Raw genomic sequence first — 23,797 nt, 5'->3', positions numbered from 1 at the left:
GACTATTTAAACCTGTTGAGCCATTAGTAAGGCCTCAGCATCTTGAGCCAGTAACGGTTTAGAATAAAGATACCCTTGCCCTAGATCGCAACCAAATTTTATCAAAATAGCGGCTTGGGCTTGGGTTTCGATTCCCTCCGCAACCACCTTCAGTTTCAGCTTATGAGCCATGCTAATGATGGCTTCACAGAGGTCTTTCTCCATGTGTTCTTCTGTCAACTCACTTACAAAAGAACGATCAATTTTAATGTAATCAATGTCTAAGCGGTTCAAATATGATAGGGCTGAATACCCAGTACCAAAATCGTCTAAAGCCACATTGATGCCTTCGTCACGAAAAGCCAATAGCTGCTTAGAAACGGCCTCAGTATGATGCATCAACATATTCTCGGTGATTTCTAAACTGACAGCATACCCCGGCACATGCTGATCATGAAGAAACTCAAACCAATCGGACATATACTTTTCAGGATTAGACAACTGATAAGGCGATATATTAATGCTCATCATGAGATCCATCGCAAACCGTCGACGCCAATCAGCCAGTTGACGGATAGACTCCTTAAACACATAGTCACCGATCTCGGCAATCAAACCAGACTCTTCCGCGATAGGTATAAATGCCTCAGGAGGAATCAGCCCACGATTTGGATGCTGCCAACGCAACAGGGTTTCAAATTTACGAATATGGCCAGTCTGCATATCAACAATCGGTTGGAATACCAAAAAGAGCTCATTATTTGATAACGCTTGACGCAAATCGTTGCTAATACTTTGGCGCTCAATGGCTTGTTGATGTAACTCGAAGCTAAAAAAGCACCATCGGCTACGTCCTGCGGATTTAGCCGCATACATGGCCTCATCTGCATATTGTAATAGCGCCGATGGCTCAGTGCTGTCTAATGGTGCCTGAGTAATACCAATGCTAGCTGAAATAAATATTTCATTCTGATACAGGCTATAAGGCTGTTCGAGTTCCGCTAAAATTGTTTTCGCAAGCTCAGCCAGCTTGCATTGACCATACTTGTAAGGCACCAAAATGGTAAATTCATCGCCCCCTATTCGCGCTAATTCAGCACCTTTAGGAATGCATTTTTGCAGCCGTTTAGCCACTTCACGGAGCAAATAATCGCCCCATTGATGACCATAAAGGTCATTCACTTCTTTAAAGCGGTCCAAATCTAAATACAGCAACGCAAAGGCCTTCCCTTCCTGCTCAGCAAACAATGCGAGTGTGTTCAGCTGCTGCTTAAAAAAACGTCGATTATGTAACTCTGTTAAAGGGTCTTGATTGGCTTGCTTTGCGACCAAATGACGCGCTTGATGACTTTCTTTTAAAGCCGCATCAAGGCGTTTATTCGTACGGACTACAAACAGAATAATCGACACCAGTAGCAATACGGCACAGCCTGCAATTACCAGCAAGATAATCACTTCACGCCAGTCTTTCACGACTACCGGGTGATACAACACAGCACCCACATCGAAGCCAGCATTAAGCTTGCCATTTTTTTGATAAGCCTTAGCAACTTCCAACCAGCGCGACTCATTAAGGTAACCCACCTCAATCAGACTGGGTTGAATCAGATCGTAAGTTTCTTTTGCTTCAAACTCTAGATAATCTCGATCATGAGAGCTTCTATAAACCGATAAAATCCAATCAATCACGATATCAGGATGCTTCAGAGCATAATCCCATCCTTTCAAGCTGGCATCACGAAAAGCGGCAACACGATCAGGATGATATTTAATTTCTTCTTCTGAGGTGAAGAGATTGTCACCGGAGAAATCAATTCCAGCAGATCTAGGAGAAAACACGCGATAAGGGAAATTTTGCTGCGCTAGAAAGTACGGCTCCACAGTACTGTTTGCGCTCATCACATCAACACGCTTATTAACTAAGTCCTTTGGATCAAAGCTATGACGAAGGAATTCAAGGTCGTACAGTTTGACCCCTTCTTGCTCTAAATACAGGATCAGTTCATCAGAGGAGCCCTCTAACATTACACGTTTGCCAAGCCAGTCATTGAAGCTAAGTAGTGTATCCTGCGTGACAAATATCATTGGAGAATGCTGAAATACCACAGCAAGAATAACAAACGGACGCCCGCGGCTGCGCTCAACAAGTAAGGAGCTGTTACCGACCCCATAATCAGCTTTTCCAGTGGCCACTTCGCTGTAAACATTAGTATTCGGCGCCCCTTCAATTAGCTCAACATCCAATCCAGCATCACGGTAATAACCAAGTTGCTCGGCCGCATAGTAACCAGCAAATGCAAAGCTATGTTGCCACTTAAGTTGCAAGCGAACTTTATCATCAGTGGCTAGCACCGATTGGCTGAATAGCAAAATGAAAAAGTAAACGTACGTCCGAATCACAATAGCCCTCTATCACTCTCAATGGGAAAGCTGCCATATTGAGTTGGGTATAAGCTGACACAACTGCGTTACAAAAATCCATTTCTCATGGTATTAGACTAAACCTTAATGTCGCTTATCTCTAGAACTTGAAGGTTATCATTATGTTAACGAAGCGAATCGTGATGACACACTCAAGGAAAATACGAAAACTGTTGTAGGTCACTTGTTTTATCACGTAAGCAAGATATGCTAAATGCATAAACAAGCTCAAAGGATTAAAATGCAACCTGTTGATTTTAGAGAGTTTAGCTGTAAAGAATGCGCTCAAGCTTGCGACCTAGGATTTGATTTTAGTATGGCTTTCCAGCCTATTGTCGATATTTCAAGTCGAACGGTTTTTGCAGTGGAAGCCTTGGTTCGCGGCACCAATGGCGAAGGGGCTGCTGATGTTTTTAAACACGTCAATGAGAGTAATCGCTATCGCTTTGATCAGAGCTGTCGAGTGAAAGCCATTCGCCTTGCGGCCTCGTTGGGAGTGCAATCCTTTCTCTGTATCAACTTTCTTCCTAATGCCATTTACAAACCAGAGCTGTGTATCCGCACAACCTTGGCCGCCGCTCAAACTTATGGTTTTGATCAGACTAAAATCATTTTTGAATTTACTGAAAACGAGCGCATATTCGATCAAGCTCACTTGCTTAATATCATCAATCATTATCAAGAAATTGGCTTTCAAACGGCGATTGACGATTTTGGATCGGGTTATAACGGCTTGGCTCAGCTAGCGGATTTGAAGACAAATTTTACTAAGATCGATATGGAGCTGATTCGCCATATTGATCAAGACTCCGCCCGCCAAACAATAGTACGTCACATGACTCGCATGTTAGAAGCATTAGGTCAGACTGTGATTGCAGAAGGGATCGAAACGGCAGCGGAATATGAAATGTTAAAAAGCATGGGGATCACGCTTTTTCAAGGCTATTTGTTTGCCAAACCAGCTTTTGAGAGCATTCCTGAAATCCATTGGCAAGACTGAAAGCCCGTTATCCTAACGGGCTTTGAGGAGCATATCAGCTATTTAGTTCGTAAATGCCTTCGCGTTGGCACTCACCGGACAGTTTCCACATCATGTGCTCGTCCGTGATTTGACGTAGATTTTCAGATTTGCAGTTTTCCACGTTGGCTTCAAAAGCATTCTCTGAATCAGGAGATAGGATAACAAACAGTGCGACAGCCAATACGCCTGCCATGTAAACGTATTTCATAACGAAAGTTCCTTACTAACAGCTTATTATCAAACGGTACATCTTTTAGATAACGGTTGAAATTATTACCTAAATCGTTGCTGCTTCTAAAGATTTATAATCCACCCTTTATAGATCAAAATCAACAAATGAAAACCACTTTTATTTAAATAAACTGTCAACACTCTTACTTAACGCTTAACGTTGCGCTCGAATTAGAAAATTCCGCGGTGTTAGCGTTTTATCGCAGAATTCTTCTACGCTTACATGGTAGTCCGCTTCCTGCAAGCGCAAAGCTCTATCCAAAACCAGCCACAATTCAAGGGGTCTACGAAAGTACTGACAAATGGCTTCGACCTTTGCAACCTGTAGGCTGCGTTGTCTTCCCATTTCTTCGAAGCCTTCTAGGCTATGAGACGTGATGTAGTTGGATAAGTTTTTCTGCTCTGCTGCCCATTCAGCAAACGCAACAAAGCCTTTCGCCAATAATGTTTTGGGGCAAGACGGCACCGTTAAATAGCCATCACTCCCCGTTACCATTCTCTGCCAAGCATCAAATCCCAAACGATAGATCAGCTCCAATTGCTTTAGGCGCTGCTCACGCAGCCCTGCCGTCGCGACTTCTTTCACCGCAAGCTTTAAGTTCTCTTGAGTTAAAGTCGTTCTAGCTTGCCTCCCCACTTGCGATAAGGGCTGATAATGTTTCGCGTGAGTAAGATGATAACAACAGGGAGACAGCGCAATATATTGCAACTGTGCCGCAATGCCTTGTTCAATCAGAGTCGTATGCAAATCACCACAAGCATGCAGCGCCAACGCGCTGTTCGCCTGTTGCAAAGGTGCCATGCCCTCACCTTTTAAAACATCAGCATGTATAAAGCGCTGCGCTAATTTGCGTTGATCCGAAGCCAATTGTCCTGCCTCGCAAAGACTCGCCTGCCACTCAATACTGACAACCTTAACTTGATGCTGAAATGCCACCAGCTTGCCAAGATGACCTTTACCTGCACACCATTCCAACACCGGAGAGGCAGGGGAAACCGCTTGTGAAAAAGCTTGGATTTGCTGCCATTTACGCCCTTTAATGCCCGCCGAAAAGTGACTGGAAGGCGCTGCTAAGGCTTTTTGCACAGACGTTTCCCAAGCCCATTTGAACACTTGAAAACCCGGTACAAACCGTGTGAGCGCGTGCTCTACTTGCACAGCATTCGGCTCGTTCTCACAGTTTTGTAACCACTCGCATAAAGCAGGTAAAGACTCGTGCCAAGGCCATTCTAAAGAATGAAAGGTTTGTACATCCCACAAAAGCTTATGCTGAGCCAGCCATTGATCTAAGCTGGTAAATAACTCTTTAAAAGAAAGGCAAGTCAGTCGCTTTGAAGTGTTCAATTTTTTGTACGATTTTTAGATGGTTAGTGAATATTAACGCTTGAATGAATTGTATTTTAGCGTCAAACGGGCAGAATATGGGAACCTTTTCAGTCCCTACCGACGGGAACTTTACGCAACCAGTTAGGAAAACACCTATTATGTTCAAGCACCTGAAAGCCGTTCCAGGCGATCCTTTGTTAGCGCTTATCGTTGCTCACCAACAAGACCCAAACCCGAAGAAAATCGACTTAGGCGTAGGTGTGTATAAAGATGATTTAGGCCGCACCCCCATTCTAGAGTCTGTTAAAAAAGCAGAAGCTCTAATGGTTGCCAACGAAGAAACTAAAGCATATTTAGGTGTTTACGGCGCAGCAGATTTTGCTCCGCTGATCCAAAACCTTTTGTTAGGTAAAGACAGCGATATCATCAAACAAGGTCGTATTCAATCTACTCAGACACCAGGTGGTACTGGCGCCCTGAAAGTAGCTGCGGACTTTATCAGCGCGAATCTAAAAGGCGCACGCCTGTTTGTGAGCGACCCGACTTGGGGTAACCATGTGTCGATCTTTAACTCAGCGGGCGTTGAAGTAATCGAATACCCTTACTACGACGCTGTCACCAACGATGTGCGCTTTGACGACATGATGGCATTCCTTGAAGCGGAAATGAAAGCAGGCGACGTGCTATTGCTTCACGCTTGCTGCCATAACCCAACTGGTGTGGATCTAAAAATTGAACACTGGCACACTCTCACCGACTTCGTTAATGCACGTAACGTACTACCATTAGTCGATGCAGCTTACCAAGGCTTTGGTGACGGTTTGGACGAAGATATGGCTGGTTTGCGCTACATGGCCGCCCACACGCCAAATATGTTGATCGCCAATTCTTTCTCGAAAAACTTTGGTATTTACCGTGATCGTTGCGGTGGTCTAAGTGTGATTGCCGAAACAGCAGAAGAAGCGAAAAATGCCTTCTCAATCATTGGTCAAGCCATTCGTGCTAACTACTCAATGCCACCAGCACATGGTGCAACCGTTGTGCACACCATTATGACGAATCCTGAGCTGTACGCGATGTGGCAGAACGAAGTAACGGAAATGCGTAATCGCATCAATGGTCTGCGTAACCAGCTGGTTCAAAAGCTTGCGGCCTCTGGCGTGAGCAAAGACTTTAGCTTCATCGAAAAACAACGTGGCATGTTCTCTTACTCTGGCTTAACCCTTGAGCAAGTACGTAAGCTACGCTCTGATTACTCTATTTACATTGCTGATACGGGTCGTATGAGCGTTGCCGGGGTGAGTGATAGCAACATTGACTACCTATGTGAGTCAATTGCCAAAGTAGTGGGCTAATCCTACTGATTCTTGAAAGGGCCATCTGGCCCTTTTTTATTGTCTATCGCTAATGCAGGATCGGCATGGAGCCGTCATTATCTTGGCTGATCTGAATCTCAGGGTGATTATGCTGTGCTAATCGTATTATCGATGGTTCTAAACTTTCCTGCCAAAAAGTCACTTCGGCATCGCTCATCGCATCCAGTTTTTCCCAACCAGCAGGTGTACCAAATAACCTGACACTGGCCAGCACATCATCGAGAAAATCACGCTCACCGGATTGGTTTAGCCCTGTGAGCCGCGCACCACGCATAAAACCCGCACACCAGTCTTCGATGATTACCGTCACATGACCTTTTTGGTCATCATGCTCTAAATAAATAGGGTTTAAAGCACCGTTAATCAAACCGTCCACGGCTTCTAAATGAAGCAACATGACCAGACCATAAAATTCGTCTTCTTCATCCTGCTCATTCCATTTTGGTTGATCATCTTGTACACCCCAAATGGCTGGTAACCATTCATTAGGTGCCAACAGATCTTTACTGCAGCCCACCGCCGTCACAAAACCATCGAGTTCAGATACCGTCATGATTGAACGCTCTGAGCCGTAATTTTGTAGGTAGTAATCTAAGCGTTCGTACATTGCCTCAATCGGCAAAGAGTCGTCTTGCATAGTACATCTCTACTTTTTAGGTTGTGCCTGTAAGTGTAATCGTTTTTGGCAAATTTCGCAGGTCAGAACACGAAGGAGAGGAAGGGAAGTATAACGCTGTTGGAGATCCCAACAGCGTTTGTTTAACAAAAATACGCGAGTGCTTAGTTACCTTTTGGGTAAATATTGATTTCAACGCGGCGGTTACAAGTGCGACCTTGACTGGTTGAGTTGTCACAAATAGGAGAGCTTTCCCCCATCCCCATTGTCGATAAACGGTTACCCGCTACACGTTGTCCTGCTAGGTAAGTTCGTACCGAATCGGCACGTTTTAGTGACAGCGTTTGGTTGTAGGATTCGCTACCAGTGCTGTCAGTGTGACCCGTGATCATCAAGACTGTATCTGGGTATTCCACCAAAATACGCGCCACACCGTTTAGGGTGTTGTAGATAGAAGACTCTAGCATGTAGGAGTCAGACGCAAAGCCAATACCGTTTTGCATCACCAGCACCAGTTGATCTTCGCCAACACGACGTACTTGGACACCTGAGTTTAGAAGCTCTTCACGCAACGCCGCTTCTTGACGGTCGAAGTAGTTACCGACCCCAGCACCGACTGCACCACCCGCTACCGCACCCGCTAGCGCACGGTTACGACGCTCTTTGGCATTATCCCCTGTCGCCAAGCCTACTAAAGCTCCAGAGACCGCGCCAACAATCGCACCGGTTGTGGTTGAATTGGTTTCTGTCTCACCTGTGGTGGCATTTTGACGCTGCATCGACTGACAGCCCCCTAGTAATGCTGCGATCGAGACAATTGCAATGGTGCTTTTAAGTTTAAACATGATAATTCCTACCCTATTTGTTGTGATCGTCCACAGAGGCAATAACCGAATATAACCTTAGTATAAATTGACTAGATTTGAACTAAAGCCTAAGCGTACATCTTTACCGCTTCTTTTTATATTCTAGGAAATCCTTTACAAAGAATTCTGCTCCGTTCCTTTACACTTTGGATTCCCTTAAGCTTACCTAAAAAGTATTGTTATATTTAGGAAATTAACATGAATAGCACGTTAAAAAAGATCTCTATAAGCCTGTCTGCCGTTATGACTATGCTGGTACTGCAAGGCTGCTCACCAGAAGTTGGTAGCCCCGAATGGTGCGTTGATATGAAGGAAAAACCTAAAGGTGACTGGACTGCAAACGAAGCCACAGAGTACGCCAAAAACTGTATTCTTTAACACTCCGAGGCTGACCCCAAAAGCGCTACACGGCGCTTTTGGAGTATCTTAAATCAATCCACTACCGCAAGGTTACCGTAGGTTTCTAGCCAAGTCTTACGGTCATTTGCTCGTTTCTTAGATAGTAATTTATCCAATACTTCGTCCGTCGACAGTGGGTCTTCCATGGTCAACTGAATTAATCGGCGCGTATCCGGCGCCATGGTCGTTTCCCGTAACTGCGCCGGGTTCATCTCACCCAAGCCTTTAAAGCGTTGCACGTTTGGTGTACCACGTTTATTTTCCGCTTGCAGCTTATGCAAGATGATGTCTTTTTCCTCATCGTCGAGTGCGTAATGCACCTCTTTTCCCATATCAATACGGTACAAAGGCGGCATCGCCACATAGACATGGCCATTCTTCACAAGGGCTGGGAAATGACGAACAAACAAAGCACACAAAAGCGTTGCGATATGCAAACCATCTGAGTCGGCATCGGCCAAAATACAGACCTTGCCATAACGTAGTCCAGATAAATCATCGTCCGCAGGATCAACCCCAAGAGCGACGGAGATATCGTGAATCTCTTGAGATCCAAGCACCTGTGTCGAGTCCACTTCCCAAGAATTTAGGATTTTCCCGCGCAGAGGCATAATAGCTTGGAAGTCTTTATCGCGGGCTTGTTTCGCAGAGCCCCCTGCTGAGTCCCCCTCGACCAAGAACAACTCACTGGTACGGCCATCTTGGCCAGCACAATCGGCTAATTTTCCGGGTAAGGCAGGACCTTGAGTCACTTTCTTACGAACCACTTTCTTGCTAGCACGTAGCCGTTTTTGCGCACTGCTGATAATCAGCTCGGCGATTTTCTTACCGTCTTCCACATGCTTATTGAGCCATAAGCTGAAAGCATCTTTTACCGTTGCAGAAATAAACGCCACGATCTGACGCGAAGACAAACGCTCTTTCGTCTGACCGGAGAATTGCGGCTCTTGTAGCTTGGCTGATAGCACATAACTACAGCGGTCCCAAACATCTTCTGCTGTCAACTTTACGCCACGTGGCAATAAGCTATGGAAGTCACAAAACTCACGAATGCCTTCTAGCAAGCCGGTGCGCAAGCCATTCACATGAGTGCCGCCTTGTGCGGTTGGGATCAGGTTAACATAGCTTTCGGTAACCAGTTCGCCGCCTTCTGGCAGCCATTGCACCGCCCAGTCAACACCTTGAGTGATTTCTGTCAGACCACCAATAAACGGTTCTTCTGGCATCAATTCAAAGCCTTCATTGGCTTTGAGCAAGTAATCTTTTAAGCCGTCTTCATAAAACCACTCTTCGCGTTCTTCTGCTGCGCCACTTTGGTCAATAAAAATCACATGTAAGCCGGAACACAGAACGGCTTTCGCTTTGAGCAAATGCTTAAGACGAGAAAGAGAGTACTTGGCACTGTCAAAGTATTTTGGGTCGGCCTTAAATTTCACCGTCGTGCCGGTATTTTTCTTGCCAACTGTTCCCACTTCTTTCAGTTCAGAAACCTTGTGTCCATCCGCGAAACCAATGTGGTATTGCACACCATCACGCTTGACCCACACCTCTAGAGAAGTCGATAAAGCGTTCACTACGCTAACTCCAACCCCGTGTAAACCGCCGGAGAACTGATAGTTATCACCCGAGAACTTACCACCGGCATGTAGTTTGGTTAGGATCAACTCAACCCCAGATACGCCTTCCTCAGGATGAATGTCGACTGGCATACCGCGGCCATTATCCTCGACACTTAAAGAGCTATCTTTATGCAAGGTCACAATAATACGATCGGCATGACCCGCTAAGGCTTCGTCAACCGAGTTATCAATAACTTCTTGCGCTAGGTGGTTGGGACGTGTGGTTTCCGTATACATCCCTGGACGTTTCTGTACAGGCTCTAGCCCGCTGAGAACTTCAATGGATCCAGCATTATATTCTTTTGCAGACATGGGTACTTCCAAGATTCGGGGCGCTAATGCGCCAAATAAAGCCATTTGGACAAGAGTCTATAACGCGGATGAAAGCTAGGCAAATCCGCATAAATACAATGGGTTATAAATCTACCTTAAACCCTACAAAGCGCAAGATGTCATCAATAAAGCGTTCAAAATCTATAAAGCTGTGATCACCACCCGGCTCACAAGTTAAGCGCGCCACTTCTGGAAAGCGCTCAAGGGCAGCTCGATAGTTTAGAACTTCATCTTCTTCCTGCAACATGAGCCAAAGATTTTTCGCAGCACAGACTGGCCGGTCTAAAGCTTCAAGTTCCCACATGTGCTCTTCAGCAAGCTCATACTGCTCAAACGTATAGGGATTGGTCTGAATACCAAGATAATCCCTTAACAGGGTTGGCGCTTCTACAGCGGGATTCACCAGCACGGCTTTAAGATCGTACTTAGCGCTCAAATAGGCTGAGTAAAAACCGCCCAGCGAGCTACCAATTAAGGCGACTGTTTGCTTAAGCGCCAACAGCTCTTCTATTTTCTGTTCCAATAGAATCACCGCTTTGTGCGGCTGCCATGGAAGTCGAGGGCAACTAAATTGTTCAGATTTTCCTAAGGCTTCTAGGCGAGCCTTGATCTGCTGAGACTTAAAAGAAAATTCTGAGCTATTGAAGCCATGAACATAAATAATATGGGGCATAGGAAAAAAGAGTCGATTCGATAATTCTATATCACCGCACTTTAAGCGAATTGGAAGTCAGGTAGATCATACATTCTGTGGCCGTGTTTCAAACACAGTTCCAGTAAATCAGCGAGCTGCTGGTTAAGGCGAAATTTTTCATCACGGTGATGCATGTCATCATTTGGATAAGGGTAAGCACCTTGATAATGGCGGTGACCATCGGTAATTTCAGCAATACCGACATCATGATACAAGCGCACCGTCATGGTTAACTCGCTGTTGAACGGCAGCTTAATGGTGATTTCTGGGGCAAACGTTAGTTTCACCTGAGCAGTAAAACGGCTTTCTTCCATCAGTTCTAGGGATAGACGACTCTGCTGCCCCATTGTATGAATGGTAAAATGCCAAGCAACATCGTCTTCGTAGCCACGCACAAGCTTCCCTAATCGACGATAATTTAATTCGCCGAGCAATTGTAGCTCTACTAAATTGGGCACATATGGGTGTGGCATGATGACATTCTCGATCGTTCAATTCGCTAATTTTGTAAACTATTTCCCTCGTTTATTGGTCCATTTCGCTTAATTTCAAGCTTAGAGCAGTATTGCAAGTCTGTCTCCATTGCTCTGTCTTTCATTTGCCAGTAAGCGTTGACCCAACAATAAAAAGCCTGTTTGTCCGTTTGCTCCGTCATACATTGGAACTCAGTTGGGATGCTCACCTGCCGTGTGATGACATAAGCATTCTGCACTCTACCGCAAAGCAAATCCCAAAATGAAGGGACTTTATCAGGGTAGACAACATTGAAGTCCGTTATCTCCTGAAACCGCCTAGGCATGGCTTGCAACACCATCCACAGACCACCCGCTTTAGGACGTAATAAATGCTGATAAGGTGAGTCCTGCTGCGCATGCTTTTTGCGGCTAAAACGTGTGCCCTCAGCAAAGGTCATGATACTACTGGGCGCGTCCATCAAAGGCTTACAGGCCTCTACGGTCGTACGCCGATCTTTTTGGGCAAGCTCAGGACGTTTCGTCAATTTGGCTTTGCTATAGCGTTTTACCTGAGGAAAATTCATCAGCTTAGTAGCACTTCCCACTAACGGCAACCAAAACAAGGTATCTTTCATAAAAATACGCGGTGGCGGCGTACGCCCTTGCACTTGTAGCAACACCACAAAAACATCCACCCAAGACTGATGGTTTGCCACCAATAGATGCCAGCGCTCAGGCTGCTGTTTCAAACCGTCATCCAATTGCCAGTTCATACCTAATACATAGCGAAACCAAACGCTACACATCACTACCCAAAGGCGGTAACACTTATCGCATGTTTTTCTTTGCCATGCTTGAGAACGATTCATCAACTTGGCAATTAGCGCAAGCAAATGAATTGCCACGCCACACAATAGGATGTTGGCACACAGGAATAAAAACGATAGCAGCCCAATCAAGGGCTGCATAAATGTCCAAGGGAATAACTTAAGTAACACGAATTTTGCTTCCGCTGATTAACGAGAACCTAGTTGTTAGTGGCTAACCATTTTTGCTTGAGCTTGGCGCCATGCAACGCAAACCACTGTAACGCCATGATAGCACTGGCATTGACGATTTCTTGTTCTAATAAGGACATGACATCACTGGTATCAAAAAGATGCAGTTTAATGTCTTCATGCTCTTCATCAAGCCCAAGCGTCGCCTCAAGATCCACGGCGCTCGCGTCAATTTCCCCTGCATACATACGCAGATGCTCCACTAATCCCCCAGGGGATGGCACAAAACGGAACATGTATTCTAAGCGTTTGATCTCCACCCCTGCTTCTTCAAAAGCTTCTCGACGAGCAACGTCCTCATCCGCCTCCCCTTCTTCGACCATGCCCGCCACGACTTCCAGCAGCCAAGGCGATTCATGCTCTGGTAAACAAGGTCGAAATTGCTCGATCATCAAAAGCTTGTCGAGCACAGGGTCAAACAAGAGCACGCAAATCGCGTCTGAACGCACCATCATTTCGCGGGTCATATACTCAGACCACTCACCATTGAACTTACGGTGTCTAAGCTCTCGCTTATGCATTTTAAAAAAGCCATCATAAACGACTTCGTCTTTTGTTACTTCCACATCGGAGTGGTGATAAGTTGGCTTATACTTCACGAATCTTTGTCCTTGTCATACCAGTCTTTTGGTGGTCGATAGCGGCTGTCGTCTTGCTCATCTTCTTCAGGCGCTTCGGTCTGCTCTAAATCTAAAGCCGGTTCAATGTATTCATCGAGGATCATTTCACGCTCAGATTGCTTGAAATAACGCGCCTCATTAAAAGCAACCACGGCATAAGGATGCAATATGGTGGTTGCGGAGATAAACATACCATTCACCACCGCTTCCGGAAAAACAAAAATCGGCAGATAACCAAGATAATCGGCCACACTCAATTTTAACTCGACCACTCCAAACAGCTTGAGAGAACCTAGCGCTGCCAAGGTAGTTAACGAGGTGCTGAACACACAGCCGAAAAAACCTGAACCTAGAATAAAGACAAAAGGATTTGTGGGCTTAAAGTGTTCAATTCGAATATGCACCCACCAAGAAGCCAATACAGGAATGACAACATTGAATAGCAGATTACAACCCACTACCGACCACGCTTGGCCATTCCATAAGGTATCTACCAGCTGAGCAATCACACCTGCTAAGATAGCCAAAGGCCAACCGAAAAATAACGTCAGCGTTGTCATCCCCATAAAATGGATGATCACACCGATGTTTAAATTGACGTTCATCTGCCACACAAATGCGATAACAACAAGGCAACCTAGAAAGCGATTTTGCAGTGAGGAGTCGTTATAAATCGTCACCCAAGGTGCTTTCCTCAACGCAAACAGACATACCAACATCGTGATGATCCAGCTAATCCACTCAAACCCTGCGCTAAATAGGCCTCCAGCGAAGTTCATTTGCACTCCCCCTCATTTGGTAATAGAGTCATATCAATTAAAAAAGGTGAATAAAATCATGGCTGAACAGCGTTGCGACTGGTGTTTAGGATCGTCCGAATACATTGCTTACCACGACAATGAATGGGGCAAACCAGTGACGGATGACCAAACCTTGTTTGAATTCATTGTACTGGAAAGCGCACAAGCGGGATTAAGCTGGATCACGATTTTGCGAAAACGTGAGGGTTATCGCCAAGCGTTTCACAATTTTGACCCCACTAAAGTTGCAGCAATGAGTGCCGATGATGTAGAGAGACTGACTCAGAATGCCGAAATTGTGCGTCACCGAGGGAAAATTGCGGCCACTATTAGCAATGCACAATGCTTTTTACGCATTGTTGAAGAGTTTGGTTCATTTTCAAATTATTACTGGGCCTTCAGTGATGGCAAAGTCATTAGCAATGCTCCGAAAACCATGGCGGATGTCCCAGCGGTAACACCGTTAGCTGAAACCATTGCCAAGGATATGAAAAAGCGCGGTTTTAAGTTTTTCGGGCCAACAATTTGTTATGCCTTTATGCAAGCAACCGGCATGGTGGATGATCACTTAGTTGACTGTGTGACGAAATAATTCATTGATAACTTAGGTTTTTTTAGCAATAACCGATAAACTAATTTGTCATTAGCTCTTTGAATAGTAAGGTAACGTATGTTCAACAACACAAGCATTTTGATCACCGGTGGCACAGGCTCTTTCGGCAAAAAGTATGTTGAAACCTTGCTTAAACGCTACCAGCCTGCCCGATTGATTATTTACTCACGCGATGAGCTTAAACAATATGAAATGCAGCAAGAGTTTGATGCGCCTTGCATGCGTTACTTTATTGGCGATGTACGTGACAAAGACCGCTTAACTCAAGCCATGCGTGATGTGGATTATGTCATTCATGCAGCCGCCTTAAAACAGGTGCCGGCCGCAGAATACAACCCGATGGAATGCATTAAAACCAACATCCACGGTGCAGAAAATGTTATTTCGGCCGCCATCGCTAACAATGTTAAGAAAGTCATCGCCCTGTCTACAGACAAAGCCGCGGCGCCAATCAATTTATACGGTGCCACCAAGCTTGCTTCTGACAAGTTATTCGTTGCCGCCAATAATACGGTCGGCAAGGGTGACACCCGCTTTGCTGTGGTGCGTTACGGCAATGTAGTTGGTTCACGCGGATCCGTCGTACCTTTATTCAAGAAGAAAGTGGCCGAGGGCGCAACAAGCATACCGATCACTCACCCAGATATGACACGATTTTGGATCACTTTACAGATGGGTGTTGATTTTGTTCTGAAGAATTTTGCTCGTATGCAAGGCGGTGAAATTTTTATCCCCAAGATCCCTTCTGTGCGTATCACAGATTTGGCTGCTGCTTATGCACCAGGAATTCCAGTAGAAGATATTGGCATTCGACCAGGGGAGAAACTGCATGAGGTGATGTGTCCTGCCGACGACTCGTATCATACCTTTGAATTCCACGACCACTTTGTGATTGCACCAAGCATTAAATTTTTTCATCAATCTTTAAGTTTTGATCAAAACGCGTTGCAAGAGAAAGGTGAGCTGGTTGAACCAGGATTTGAGTACCAATCGGGAAATAACCCTGAGTTCCTTTCTATCGATGGCATTTTGGCGTTTGAAAATGAGTAATCATTTCATTCCTTATGGTCGTCAATCCATCACCGCCTCTGATGTTGAAGCCGTATGTGAAGCCCTGACGTCTGACTTTTTGACACAGGGCCCGATAGTCACTCAGTTTGAGCAGGCGATTTCGGAACTAAGTGGCTGTAAATTTGGCATCGCTGCCAACAGTGCGACCTCTGCGCTACATGTGGCCTGCTTAGCTCTGGGTGTCACTAAGGGTGATCGGGTATGGACTACGCCCAACACGTTTATCGCCAGTGCGAATTGCGCTCGCTACTGTGATGCGCAAGTCGACTTCGTCGATATTGATCCGCAAACTTATAATTTGTGCCCAATTAAGTTAGCTGAAAAACTGGCTACTGCAGCACAGAACAATTGTCTTCCCAAAATAGTTATTCCAGTACACTTTGGCGGCCATCCCTGCGATATGCGGGCTATCTACGAGTTGTCTCAACAATATGGCTTTGCCATTATTGAAGATGCCTCTCACGCAATTGGTGCAAAATACAAAGGCACTCCTGTCGGCAACCGTTACTCTGATGTCTGTATCTTTAGTTTCCATCCCGTTAAAGTCATGACCTCCGCAGAAGGTGGTATGGCCGTTACCAATAATGAAGGTTTAGCAGAAACTATGCGCTTATTGGTTAACCAAGGAGTAACAAAAAACAAACGAGAATTTGACACGCGCTCACCAGGGGATTGGTACTACGAACAGCAAGTCTTAGGTTTTAATTATCGTATGACCGAGCTACAAGCGGCATTAGGGTTATCACAACTTAAGCGTCTAGGTCATTTTATAGAACGTCGACGAGAATTAGTGCAACGCTACTATCAGTTATTGCGTGGCTTACCTATTCAACTTCCAGGCGAGGCAGATTACGCCTATTCCAGCTGGCATTTATTTCCAATTGTCTTAAATGAAGCACTCACCGAGCAAAGAGCAGAGATATTTAAAAGTCTACGTGATCACAATATTGGAACTCAGGTGCATTATATTCCGGTTCATACGCAGCCGTATTATCAAGAACTAGGCTTTAGTTGGGGGCAGTTCCCTATCGCTGAAGACTATTATGCCAGAACCCTAAGCCTGCCTTTATTTCCGGATCTGACATATGAAGATCAAGAGTTCGTGGTCAAAACATTGAGCCAAGCCATCGATAAGGCCTTCATCCTATGAACGTAGCTATCATTCCTGCACGCGGCGGCTCCAAGCGCATTCCGCGTAAAAACATCAAGCCATTTCATGGCAAGCCGATTATTGCCTACGCCATAGAATGTGCTTTGGATTCAGGTTGCTTCGATCGTGTGGTGGTGTCGACGGATGATAGAGAAATAGCAGACATTGCGCAGCAGTATGGGGCGGAAGTGCCATTCTATAGACCCGATGAGTTAGCCGATGATTATGCGCCGACTATCGTCGTCATTAAGCACGCCATCACTGAACTCGAAAAGTCAGGGAAGCCAATCAATGCAGTCTGCTGTATTTACCCAGCGACGCCTTTATTAGATAGCCAGGACATAAAAACAGGGCTTTCTGCTCTTACTCAGCAAGAAGATGTCAGATATGTATTCAGTGCTGTTCAGTATGAATCACCAATACAACGGGCATTGAAACTAAACAGTCACGGTGAAGTCGCCATGTTTTCACCAGAATATGAAATGACTCGTTCGCAAGATTTAGAGAAAGCATACCACGATGCAGGGCAATTCTATTGGGGACGCAAAGAAGCCTTTCTCAATGAAGAGAAGATCTACGCAGCCCACTCACGCATTATGGAAATCCCCTATATTCGGGCTATAGATATTGATACCCCTGAAGATTGGCAATTGGCAGAAGGCTTGTACAGCTTTCAAAAGCAACACCATGAAGATAGTTTTTAGAGTAGACGCATCACTGCAGATAGGCAGTGGCCATGTCATGCGTTGCCTCTCAATTGCCAACGTTCTCAAAGCAAAAAAGCACACCATCCATTTCTTATGTTTGGACCTACCGGGCAACTTCATCGCATTTATAAAGGAGTCCGGATACCCTGTAACCTCTCTCCCCTACATCGAGTCGCATACTGGCTCACAAGAATACTCCCGTTGGCTTACTCGACCTGAAGAGATTGATGCTCAGCAATTCTTGTTGCATTGCGATGAAGCCAGTTTGGTTATTGTGGATCACTATGGAATCGGCAGCCGCTGGGAGAGCCTTGTTAGAGAAACATTACAATGCCCGATAATCGCCATTGACGATTTAGTTCGTGATCATGAGGCAGATCTGATTATTGATCAAACACTCGCACGTCAGCCGGAGGAATATACCTCACGCGCGCAGATCCTTAGCGGTCAAGAATACGCGATCCTAGCGCCGACATTTTGTTTGCACCGTGAACAAGCCTTGGAAAGGTCAGGCTATACTATGCCCCCTAGGATTCTAGTGTCATTTGGTGGGATCGATGAACACAACATGACGCTTAAGGCTCTTGAGCAGCTTTCTCAGCACTCGTTCCAAGTTACCGTGTTGCTGTCAGAACGCTCTCCTCACTACCAAACCATTAGCCGTTTCGCTGAACGATATGAGCACATTACACATATCACTTTTTGCTCAAAGATGGCTGAGCTGATGTTACAACATGACATTGCGATCGGAGCACCTGGAACCACCTCATGGGAAAGAGCGTGCTTAGGATTGCCTAGCATTATCGTCCCCATCGCTAACAATCAGCAGACTATGTGCCAAAAGCTCGCACAGCACGGCATTGCTTTAGCCATCGAGCCAAACGATATAGATCGGCTGACTGACCACATCGAGCAACTACTGCATCAATGGCACACACTCCATCGAAATAGCTTGGCTGTATGCGATGGACTAGGAGCCTTCAGGGTGGCAAGCGCTATTAATCAATTCGCCATTCCAGAAAAGCGCATTTCACTGCGTCGAGCTACGTTAAGTGATGCACAGCTAACCTTTCAATGGCAGCAGCACCCAGATACTCGACGCTATGCACTCACGAAGAAGACTCCTTCTTGGGAAGAGCATTTAGCTTGGTTTACCAATAAACTAAAGAGCTATACCGATTATTTTTACCTGATAGTGAAAGATGGGGTAAATGTTGGCGTGGTTCGTCTGGATCGACAAAAGGCCCATCATTACCTTGTTTCAATCTACATCGATCCGAACTGCTATGGCCAAGGGTTAGCCATAGCAGCACTCTCTAACCTCGATACAATTCATCCCCATATACACATTCATGCTACGGTATTGGTTGAAAATGTTGCGTCTCAAGCATTATTTAAGCGTGCTAATTATCAGCAAGTTTCAGCAACTAGCTTTATTCGCTCACCTATTTTGGAAGAAGCCCTATGAATAGTTTTATCACTATTAATGGTCGACGAATCGGACCAGATTACCCGCCCTATATCATTGCAGAACTGTCGGCGAACCATAATGGGAAATTGGAAAATGCATTAGAGCTTATCGAAATTGCCAAAGCTTCTGGGGCAGATGCTGTAAAACTACAAACCTATACGCCTGACACTATTACTATAGACTGCGACAATGAGGATTTTCAGATCCATGGAGGCCTCTGGGCAGGCAACTCACTCTATAAGCTATATCAACAAGCCTATACGCCATGGGAATGGCACAAAGCGCTGTTTCAAAAAGCAAAAGACCTAGATATCACCATCTTTAGCTCACCATTTGATACAACCGCCATTGATCTACTTGAAGAGTTAGATGCTCCAGCCTACAAAATCGCCTCCTTTGAGGCCATCGACTTACCGCTTATTGAAGCCGCTGCTCGAACAGGAAAGCCTTTGATTATTTCAACTGGCATGGCCAATGAAGAAGAGATTCAAGAAGCGATCGATACAGCTCGTAAAGTGGGTTGTAACGAGTTAGCAATTTTGCATTGTGTTAGTGGTTACCCAACGCCTGCCGAGCAATATAATTTACGTACAGTAAAGGACATGCAAACACGCTTTGATTGCATCGTTGGCCTATCTGATCATACCATTGACAATGTCACTGCAATAACATCTGTGGCGATGGGAGCCGCCATTATTGAAAAGCATTTTACTCTAGACCGTGATGGCGGAGGCCCTGACGACTCATTTTCATTGGAGCCCGATGAGTTAACGGCCTTATGCCGTGATAGTGAAATTGCTTGGCAAGCACTAGGCCAAGTGAATTACAGTCTAACTGAAGCAGAAAAGCCTAATATCAAGTTTCGACGTTCACTGTATATTGTAAAAGATATTAAAGCCGGAGAAACGATCACATCAGAGCATGTTAGAAGCATTCGTCCTGGGTATGGGTTGGCCCCAAAACATCTTTATCAAATACTCGGTACTACTGCACTTTGCGATATTAAGAGGGGAACTGCTCTAGATTGGAACCTTATTACTCAAGATTAGAAGGGGAATAAACATGAATAGGAAAACAGAACAAGAAGAGTTTTGGTCTGGCGAGTTCGGAGATGAGTACGTTGATAGAAATAAATCTGACGCATTGCTTACTTCTAAAATTTGCATGTTCTCAACCATGCTGCGCTCAACAAACAAATTAAGCTCTGTGAGAGAGCTAGGATGCAACATAGGTCTTAACTTGGTCGCCTTGAACAAATTAAAACCTAGCTTTGAATTAAGTGGTTACGAAATTAACAAAAAGGCAGCAGATAAAGCTGCAAGTTTGAATATCGCCGACATATTCAACACATCAATCCTAGAAGACATCAGTGGAACTCCTGTTGATCTTACTTTTACCTGTGGTGTACTGATCCATATAGACCCAGATCATCTGGACAAAGTTTATCAAAACCTAGTGAATTCTAGTAAACGATACGTACTCGTCGCAGAGTATTACAACCCAAGCCCTGTAAGCATTAGCTACCGAGGGCATCAAAACAAGCTATTCAAAAGAGACTTTGCAGGAGAGTTGATCGATAAATATGGGCTAAAGCTTGTAGATTATGGTTTCTTTTATCATAGAGATGAGCTAAAACCACAAGACGATATTAGCTGGTTCTTATTAGAGAAGTAAGCAAACTCCTAGCTAACTTTCTAGCTAGGAGCTTCTAACAGATTAGTTGAAGTTTTTATTTTCAACGCCAGTTTGGTCTAAAGCATCAGGATTATTGTAGTAATCATAAAATACTTCTTCTACATGCTCAACCCAGTAACTCCAAGCCTTTGATAATCGCTCTTCGTATCCGGAGTCTTTCTCTGTATAAGCAAGTTTAAGTATAAGCGCAGAGTAATAGTTCATACTCCCCCAAAATAAATAAAAGAATACAGAAGAGTTTCCGGTCACTGATTCATAGAAGAAATCCCTTTGATCAGTAAGAACCTTCTCCATTTCTTTTTCATTTTTAGGATTAATATCCCTAATCCATTTCAGGAAGCGTTCAACATCACCTTTCAGAACATCAAGATCTAATCCACTATTGAAGTCCCTCGACAAACGAACAACTTCATCGGTGGAAAGACATAGCTCTTCAATCAAAGCCTCTTGGAAATCACTCGGTAGATATTTGCTTTCTCTTAACTCAATATCTTCTACTAGCAAAGGTATTGAGCCGTTTATCTTGGCGCCATCACTACAGTTAAAGCAAGAGGTCTCTTTATAGACTTCTAGTACCCTTTCAATGATCTGGGCTGACATTTTAAATTCACGCTTTGTGAAGACATTTTTTTCAAAATTTCCTGGCACTGTCATCACGCCATTCATTTGGGCATAATTATAGCCTAAAGAAGAGGCCTTATCTAAATCGGGCTCAGATTCATCATTTCTTTTATAATAATCTGATTTTTTGGAATGATGGTACTCTAAATCTTTATAACCTAAATCAACACCAAAAAGATAAATCTCCTTCATACCTAAGAAACACATCATAGATATAACTAAGTTTGAAACTGTTGGATATGAGTACTCTAATTCCGGATAGTCTCTCAATCTTTCAACAATTGTTGAATAAACCCTAACTGCCGCCTCCCCGGATTTAAAAATAAGAACCGTTTTCTTGAATAAGGAAGCGGTATCTGGGTGCACACCATGTACACTCAGCAAACTGATATCTTTTAAAAATTCCTTGTCTGCTGCATTACTTACCCAATGATAATTTGATCTATTCTGCTCCACTTCAGCATGGAAATCTGGTTTAATTCCGTAATTATATAATGCTCTGAGTGCTGTACCACATGATATTAAGATAACTTTTTTTCTATTTTCTTTTATATACGTATAAGAGTTATCAATTGATGGACCATTGCCCACAATAAATACAGGAAGATCAAGCAGGTCTTTATTAGGCATTTCTACATGATGAACTAAATGAGAATTTCCTGATGCAAAAACCGAATTCATATGAGATACGCCATAACGCACATGCTCAAAGTATTCACCTAACGATACAACACACTCTAGTTCTTGCTTAAGCTCATATACAGACTGCTGAATTTTAGAGTGGTGGTATAGAGGGTAAATATAAGTTGATACGACATTATAGTTACCTACTGTATTAAATATCCTAGGTATATCTTGTGCAGCATGAGAGCCATCGTCACCTAAATTGAGATGCAATCGTCCCTTTTGTCTATCCATTTTCTCTAAGATAAAAGCCCAATCTAGAACATATAAAGAGGCGTAGAAGTAATCAAAGTTTGGCTCATAAACAAACAGATTGTTTATCATTTTATCTTCCAGCAACTCACCTAACTGGAAGCCCAAACCTAGACCAAAAAATATCAACCCATTAATTTCAGAAGAAAAGCCTCCAATGTCAAAACTGGACTCTTTGAAAAGGTCCTTAATAATGGCCGACTTTGAATAGTGCTGATAGTATGCAAGCTTTCCGCCATTAACATTAAGCATAGGGTCATCTTTTAGTGGATTCTTTTCAAATCTTTTAAGATCTGACAAAGCCTCCGCTTTTGATTCTTCACCATAGAAGAAAGCCCCTCTCTCCAAATGTAGCAAATTCCACTGACCACTTTCAGAAAGAACAAGATGCCACTTTTCTGGCGTAAAATCTAAAAAAATACTAGCTATATCAGGATAGTACTGCTGAAAAATCTTAATATTATATAAATATCGATGTTTCGCTTCAGACCAATATAACTTAGAGGACTCTGACTCCATTAATTCTACTTTTGGACGGATAGGTAAAACTTCATCACAAAAATCAGTAAAAGGCATCAAGGTGACCTGATCCCCCAATAGATCTTGCCATGAAAACAATGCCGACGTTAAATACTGATATAAAGAGTCCATCTCAGGATGGTGGTAGTGACGATATAAGTACGCTTCAGAAAGATCTGTTTCTGATTTTATAAACTCAATATCTTCAACAATCGTCGATGCATTATTTCCAATCTGCAAATAGACCTGCTGATCATTTTTCACTCGCCCCTCTAGCCAAGAGGCCCAATCGAAAGCATCAACACTAGCCTTAAAAACTTCTATTGATGGCTCGTAGACCAACCAATTATCTATTTCAACTAAATTTGAAACTTCTTTTAATACGCTACCAACTCCAAGCCCAAACTGAATCCATAGTGGAATTTTTGAGTTTTTGACATCAGCTTTGACACCTTGCGTGGAAACTAAGGACTCAGGTGAAATGAAAGGAGTACCCTCGACATAATGAATAGGAGGTAAAGAATTATCCCCGCCAGCCGTCAATGAAAGCTTAGAAATTTGAGAGATCTCTTTATGAAGCGCCTCTTTTATTTGTACTTCAGGGTCATCTCCATACCAACATTGTCCTGTTGAATAATCAACAATATTGGCTTTACCTTTACTAGTACAAAATATTGAAAGAGTATCATCCCCATTAATCTCCAAAAACTCTAATAAATATGGGGCGTATAAGTGAAAGGCTTGAATGTTTTTTTGCTTCGTTAACTTAACAGTTTCAGCTAAATTTTTCTCAAGCTTCTGCTGTTCTATTTCGTCAGATAGAGTGAGCTGGCTTATATTGTTATTCATAAGAAATTTCCATGACTGGAGATGGGATACATCATGCGTAACCTAACGCCGATATTTTTGAATTGCTTTTTGATTTCTTGTTGAGGAGAGAAGGTCTTTACCAAGTTTATCACTGTAAGTTCTAATCTTAGCTAACCAATCATTGGTGAGCGATAATTCATCGCTTAGAATAGTGCTGTGCTCAATTAATGAGTCTCTATCCTTGCATAAAGTTCTAAGTAGCTGGTCACGTTCAGACCAAAGATCCAGTAACGATTCGATTTCTGAGACTTCTTCACCTGATAAGAGATGATCAACCTCATCTCTTATCGTTAATAGCCTATCAACAATTATCTGATTCATTTAACTCC

23 protein-coding genes are annotated in these 23,797 nt (G+C 43.9%); 10 read left to right on the top strand and 13 right to left on the bottom strand.

Annotated elements, in window-relative coordinates; all coding sequences use genetic code 11:
- Positions 1 to 6: 6 nt before the first annotated feature.
- Complete coding sequence (locus ASC49_RS03755) at positions 7 to 2,379, bottom strand: EAL domain-containing protein (protein WP_055461880.1); 2,373 nt, start codon at positions 2,377 to 2,379, stop codon at positions 7 to 9.
- A gap of 337 nt (positions 2,380 to 2,716) precedes the next feature.
- Between ASC49_RS03755 and ASC49_RS03750 the strand changes: the two genes are divergently transcribed.
- A complete protein-coding gene (locus ASC49_RS03750; RefSeq protein ID WP_245624625.1) occupies positions 2,717 to 3,400 on the top strand; it encodes an EAL domain-containing protein in 684 nt (227 codons plus the stop codon).
- Between the two features lie 34 nt (positions 3,401 to 3,434).
- Here the strand turns inward: ASC49_RS03750 and trbK are convergent, their stop codons facing one another.
- Both trbK and ASC49_RS03740 read right to left on the bottom strand, forming a co-directional pair.
- Positions 3,435 to 3,629: an entry exclusion lipoprotein TrbK gene (gene trbK, locus ASC49_RS03745; protein WP_055461878.1), complete on the bottom strand. Its 195-nt coding sequence runs from the start codon at positions 3,627 to 3,629 to the stop codon at positions 3,435 to 3,437.
- A gap of 177 nt (positions 3,630 to 3,806) precedes the next feature.
- A complete protein-coding gene (locus ASC49_RS03740) occupies positions 3,807 to 4,997 on the bottom strand; it encodes a methyltransferase (protein ID WP_082443692.1) in 1,191 nt (396 codons plus the stop codon).
- Positions 4,998 to 5,137: 140 nt separating this feature from the next.
- On the opposite strand from ASC49_RS03740, the gene ASC49_RS03735 reads away from it, so the two are divergent.
- Positions 5,138 to 6,334: an amino acid aminotransferase gene (locus tag ASC49_RS03735; protein WP_055461877.1), complete on the top strand. Its 1,197-nt coding sequence runs from the start codon at positions 5,138 to 5,140 to the stop codon at positions 6,332 to 6,334.
- 49 nt (positions 6,335 to 6,383) lie between these two features.
- Here ASC49_RS03735 and ASC49_RS03730 read toward each other — a convergent pair whose 3' ends face one another.
- Both ASC49_RS03730 and ASC49_RS03725 read right to left on the bottom strand, forming a co-directional pair.
- Positions 6,384 to 6,992, bottom strand: coding sequence for a UPF0149 family protein (locus tag ASC49_RS03730; RefSeq protein WP_055461876.1), 609 nt, complete (start codon positions 6,990 to 6,992; stop codon positions 6,384 to 6,386).
- Positions 6,993 to 7,135: 143 nt separating this feature from the next.
- Complete coding sequence (locus ASC49_RS03725; protein WP_055461875.1) at positions 7,136 to 7,816, bottom strand: OmpA family protein; 681 nt, start codon at positions 7,814 to 7,816, stop codon at positions 7,136 to 7,138.
- A 219-nt stretch (positions 7,817 to 8,035) separates the two neighbouring features.
- Here ASC49_RS03725 and ASC49_RS03720 point away from each other — a divergent pair, with 219 nt between their 5' ends.
- On the top strand, positions 8,036 to 8,215 hold the full coding sequence (locus tag ASC49_RS03720) for a DUF3012 domain-containing protein (RefSeq protein WP_055461874.1): 180 nt from the start codon (positions 8,036 to 8,038) through the stop codon (positions 8,213 to 8,215).
- A gap of 53 nt (positions 8,216 to 8,268) precedes the next feature.
- On the opposite strand, the gene parE is transcribed toward ASC49_RS03720, so the two are convergent.
- The 6 genes from parE to ASC49_RS03690 form a co-directional block, all read right to left on the bottom strand.
- Positions 8,269 to 10,167 (bottom strand): DNA topoisomerase IV subunit B, encoded by a 1,899-nt coding sequence (gene parE / locus ASC49_RS03715; protein WP_055461873.1) that lies wholly within the window; start codon positions 10,165 to 10,167, stop codon positions 8,269 to 8,271.
- Positions 10,168 to 10,270: 103 nt separating this feature from the next.
- Complete coding sequence (locus ASC49_RS03710) at positions 10,271 to 10,861, bottom strand: YqiA/YcfP family alpha/beta fold hydrolase (RefSeq protein WP_055461872.1); 591 nt, start codon at positions 10,859 to 10,861, stop codon at positions 10,271 to 10,273.
- 41 nt (positions 10,862 to 10,902) lie between these two features.
- Entirely contained in the window at positions 10,903 to 11,355 is a 453-nt protein-coding gene (locus ASC49_RS03705; RefSeq protein WP_055461871.1) for a DUF1249 domain-containing protein, read from the bottom strand.
- A gap of 26 nt (positions 11,356 to 11,381) precedes the next feature.
- Positions 11,382 to 12,335 (bottom strand): acetyltransferase, encoded by a 954-nt coding sequence (locus tag ASC49_RS03700; protein WP_141656785.1) that lies wholly within the window; start codon positions 12,333 to 12,335, stop codon positions 11,382 to 11,384.
- A gap of 29 nt (positions 12,336 to 12,364) precedes the next feature.
- Positions 12,365 to 12,994, bottom strand: a complete 630-nt coding sequence (locus tag ASC49_RS03695) for an NUDIX domain-containing protein (RefSeq protein WP_055461869.1) — start codon at positions 12,992 to 12,994, stop codon at positions 12,365 to 12,367.
- Positions 12,991 to 13,794 carry an energy-coupling factor ABC transporter permease gene (locus tag ASC49_RS03690; protein ID WP_055461868.1) on the bottom strand — a complete coding sequence of 268 codons (804 nt, stop codon included), beginning with the start codon at positions 13,792 to 13,794 and terminating at the stop codon, positions 12,991 to 12,993. The genes ASC49_RS03695 and ASC49_RS03690 overlap by 4 nt, the downstream gene beginning before the upstream one ends.
- Positions 13,795 to 13,852: 58 nt before the next feature.
- Here ASC49_RS03690 and ASC49_RS03685 point away from each other — a divergent pair, with 58 nt between their 5' ends.
- The 7 genes from ASC49_RS03685 (at position 13,853) to ASC49_RS03655 (ending at position 20,501) form a co-directional block, all read left to right on the top strand.
- Complete coding sequence (locus ASC49_RS03685) at positions 13,853 to 14,407, top strand: DNA-3-methyladenine glycosylase I (protein ID WP_055461867.1); 555 nt, start codon at positions 13,853 to 13,855, stop codon at positions 14,405 to 14,407.
- A gap of 78 nt (positions 14,408 to 14,485) precedes the next feature.
- Complete coding sequence (pseB, locus tag ASC49_RS03680; RefSeq protein ID WP_055461866.1) at positions 14,486 to 15,478, top strand: UDP-N-acetylglucosamine 4,6-dehydratase (inverting); 993 nt, start codon at positions 14,486 to 14,488, stop codon at positions 15,476 to 15,478.
- On the top strand, positions 15,471 to 16,649 hold the full coding sequence (gene pseC, locus ASC49_RS03675; RefSeq protein WP_055461865.1) for a UDP-4-amino-4,6-dideoxy-N-acetyl-beta-L-altrosamine transaminase: 1,179 nt from the start codon (positions 15,471 to 15,473) through the stop codon (positions 16,647 to 16,649). Before pseB ends, pseC begins: the two co-directional genes overlap by 8 nt.
- Positions 16,646 to 17,353: a pseudaminic acid cytidylyltransferase gene (pseF, locus tag ASC49_RS03670; RefSeq protein ID WP_055461864.1), complete on the top strand. Its 708-nt coding sequence runs from the start codon at positions 16,646 to 16,648 to the stop codon at positions 17,351 to 17,353. The genes pseC and pseF overlap by 4 nt, the downstream gene beginning before the upstream one ends.
- Positions 17,337 to 18,824: a UDP-2,4-diacetamido-2,4,6-trideoxy-beta-L-altropyranose hydrolase gene (gene pseG, locus ASC49_RS03665; protein ID WP_072242034.1), complete on the top strand. Its 1,488-nt coding sequence runs from the start codon at positions 17,337 to 17,339 to the stop codon at positions 18,822 to 18,824. Before pseF ends, pseG begins: the two co-directional genes overlap by 17 nt.
- Complete coding sequence (gene pseI / locus ASC49_RS03660) at positions 18,821 to 19,876, top strand: pseudaminic acid synthase (protein ID WP_055461862.1); 1,056 nt, start codon at positions 18,821 to 18,823, stop codon at positions 19,874 to 19,876. Before pseG ends, pseI begins: the two co-directional genes overlap by 4 nt.
- 13 nt (positions 19,877 to 19,889) lie before the next feature.
- Entirely contained in the window at positions 19,890 to 20,501 is a 612-nt protein-coding gene (locus tag ASC49_RS03655) for a pseudaminic acid biosynthesis-associated methylase (protein WP_055461861.1), read from the top strand.
- A gap of 42 nt (positions 20,502 to 20,543) precedes the next feature.
- On the opposite strand, the gene ASC49_RS03650 is transcribed toward ASC49_RS03655, so the two are convergent.
- Together ASC49_RS03650 and ASC49_RS03645 are read right to left on the bottom strand one after the other, a co-directional pair.
- A complete protein-coding gene (locus ASC49_RS03650) occupies positions 20,544 to 23,447 on the bottom strand; it encodes a 6-hydroxymethylpterin diphosphokinase MptE-like protein (RefSeq protein ID WP_055461860.1) in 2,904 nt (967 codons plus the stop codon).
- 42 nt (positions 23,448 to 23,489) lie between these two features.
- Complete coding sequence (locus ASC49_RS03645) at positions 23,490 to 23,789, bottom strand: hypothetical protein (RefSeq protein WP_055461859.1); 300 nt, start codon at positions 23,787 to 23,789, stop codon at positions 23,490 to 23,492.
- Between the last annotated feature and the right edge of the window lie 8 nt (positions 23,790 to 23,797).

Source organism: Marinomonas fungiae (genome assembly GCF_001418205.1).
Taxonomy (GTDB): domain Bacteria; phylum Pseudomonadota; class Gammaproteobacteria; order Pseudomonadales; family Marinomonadaceae; genus Marinomonas; species Marinomonas fungiae.
Note: the sequence above shows the minus strand (reverse complement) of the source record. Positions and strands in the feature narration are given on the sequence as shown.

Coding starts and splice junctions, on each gene's coding strand:
- ASC49_RS03750 (WP_245624625.1), top strand. CDS start 2,717: ATGGCTTTCCAGCCTATTGTCGATATTTCAAGTCGAACGGTTTTTGCA.
- trbK (WP_055461878.1), bottom strand. CDS start 3,629: ATGAAATACGTTTACATGGCAGGCGTATTGGCTGTCGCACTGTTTGTT.
- ASC49_RS03735 (WP_055461877.1), top strand. CDS start 5,138: ATGTTCAAGCACCTGAAAGCCGTTCCAGGCGATCCTTTGTTAGCGCTT.
- ASC49_RS03730 (WP_055461876.1), bottom strand. CDS start 6,992: ATGCAAGACGACTCTTTGCCGATTGAGGCAATGTACGAACGCTTAGAT.
- ASC49_RS03725 (WP_055461875.1), bottom strand. CDS start 7,816: ATGTTTAAACTTAAAAGCACCATTGCAATTGTCTCGATCGCAGCATTA.
- ASC49_RS03720 (WP_055461874.1), top strand. CDS start 8,036: ATGAATAGCACGTTAAAAAAGATCTCTATAAGCCTGTCTGCCGTTATG.
- parE (WP_055461873.1), bottom strand. CDS start 10,167: ATGTCTGCAAAAGAATATAATGCTGGATCCATTGAAGTTCTCAGCGGG.
- ASC49_RS03710 (WP_055461872.1), bottom strand. CDS start 10,861: ATGCCCCATATTATTTATGTTCATGGCTTCAATAGCTCAGAATTTTCT.
- ASC49_RS03705 (WP_055461871.1), bottom strand. CDS start 11,355: ATGCCACACCCATATGTGCCCAATTTAGTAGAGCTACAATTGCTCGGC.
- ASC49_RS03690 (WP_055461868.1), bottom strand. CDS start 13,794: ATGAACTTCGCTGGAGGCCTATTTAGCGCAGGGTTTGAGTGGATTAGC.
- ASC49_RS03685 (WP_055461867.1), top strand. CDS start 13,853: ATGGCTGAACAGCGTTGCGACTGGTGTTTAGGATCGTCCGAATACATT.
- pseB (WP_055461866.1), top strand. CDS start 14,486: ATGTTCAACAACACAAGCATTTTGATCACCGGTGGCACAGGCTCTTTC.
- pseC (WP_055461865.1), top strand. CDS start 15,471: ATGAGTAATCATTTCATTCCTTATGGTCGTCAATCCATCACCGCCTCT.
- pseF (WP_055461864.1), top strand. CDS start 16,646: ATGAACGTAGCTATCATTCCTGCACGCGGCGGCTCCAAGCGCATTCCG.
- pseG (WP_072242034.1), top strand. CDS start 17,337: ATGAAGATAGTTTTTAGAGTAGACGCATCACTGCAGATAGGCAGTGGC.
- pseI (WP_055461862.1), top strand. CDS start 18,821: ATGAATAGTTTTATCACTATTAATGGTCGACGAATCGGACCAGATTAC.
- ASC49_RS03655 (WP_055461861.1), top strand. CDS start 19,890: ATGAATAGGAAAACAGAACAAGAAGAGTTTTGGTCTGGCGAGTTCGGA.
- ASC49_RS03650 (WP_055461860.1), bottom strand. CDS start 23,447: ATGAATAACAATATAAGCCAGCTCACTCTATCTGACGAAATAGAACAG.
- ASC49_RS03645 (WP_055461859.1), bottom strand. CDS start 23,789: ATGAATCAGATAATTGTTGATAGGCTATTAACGATAAGAGATGAGGTT.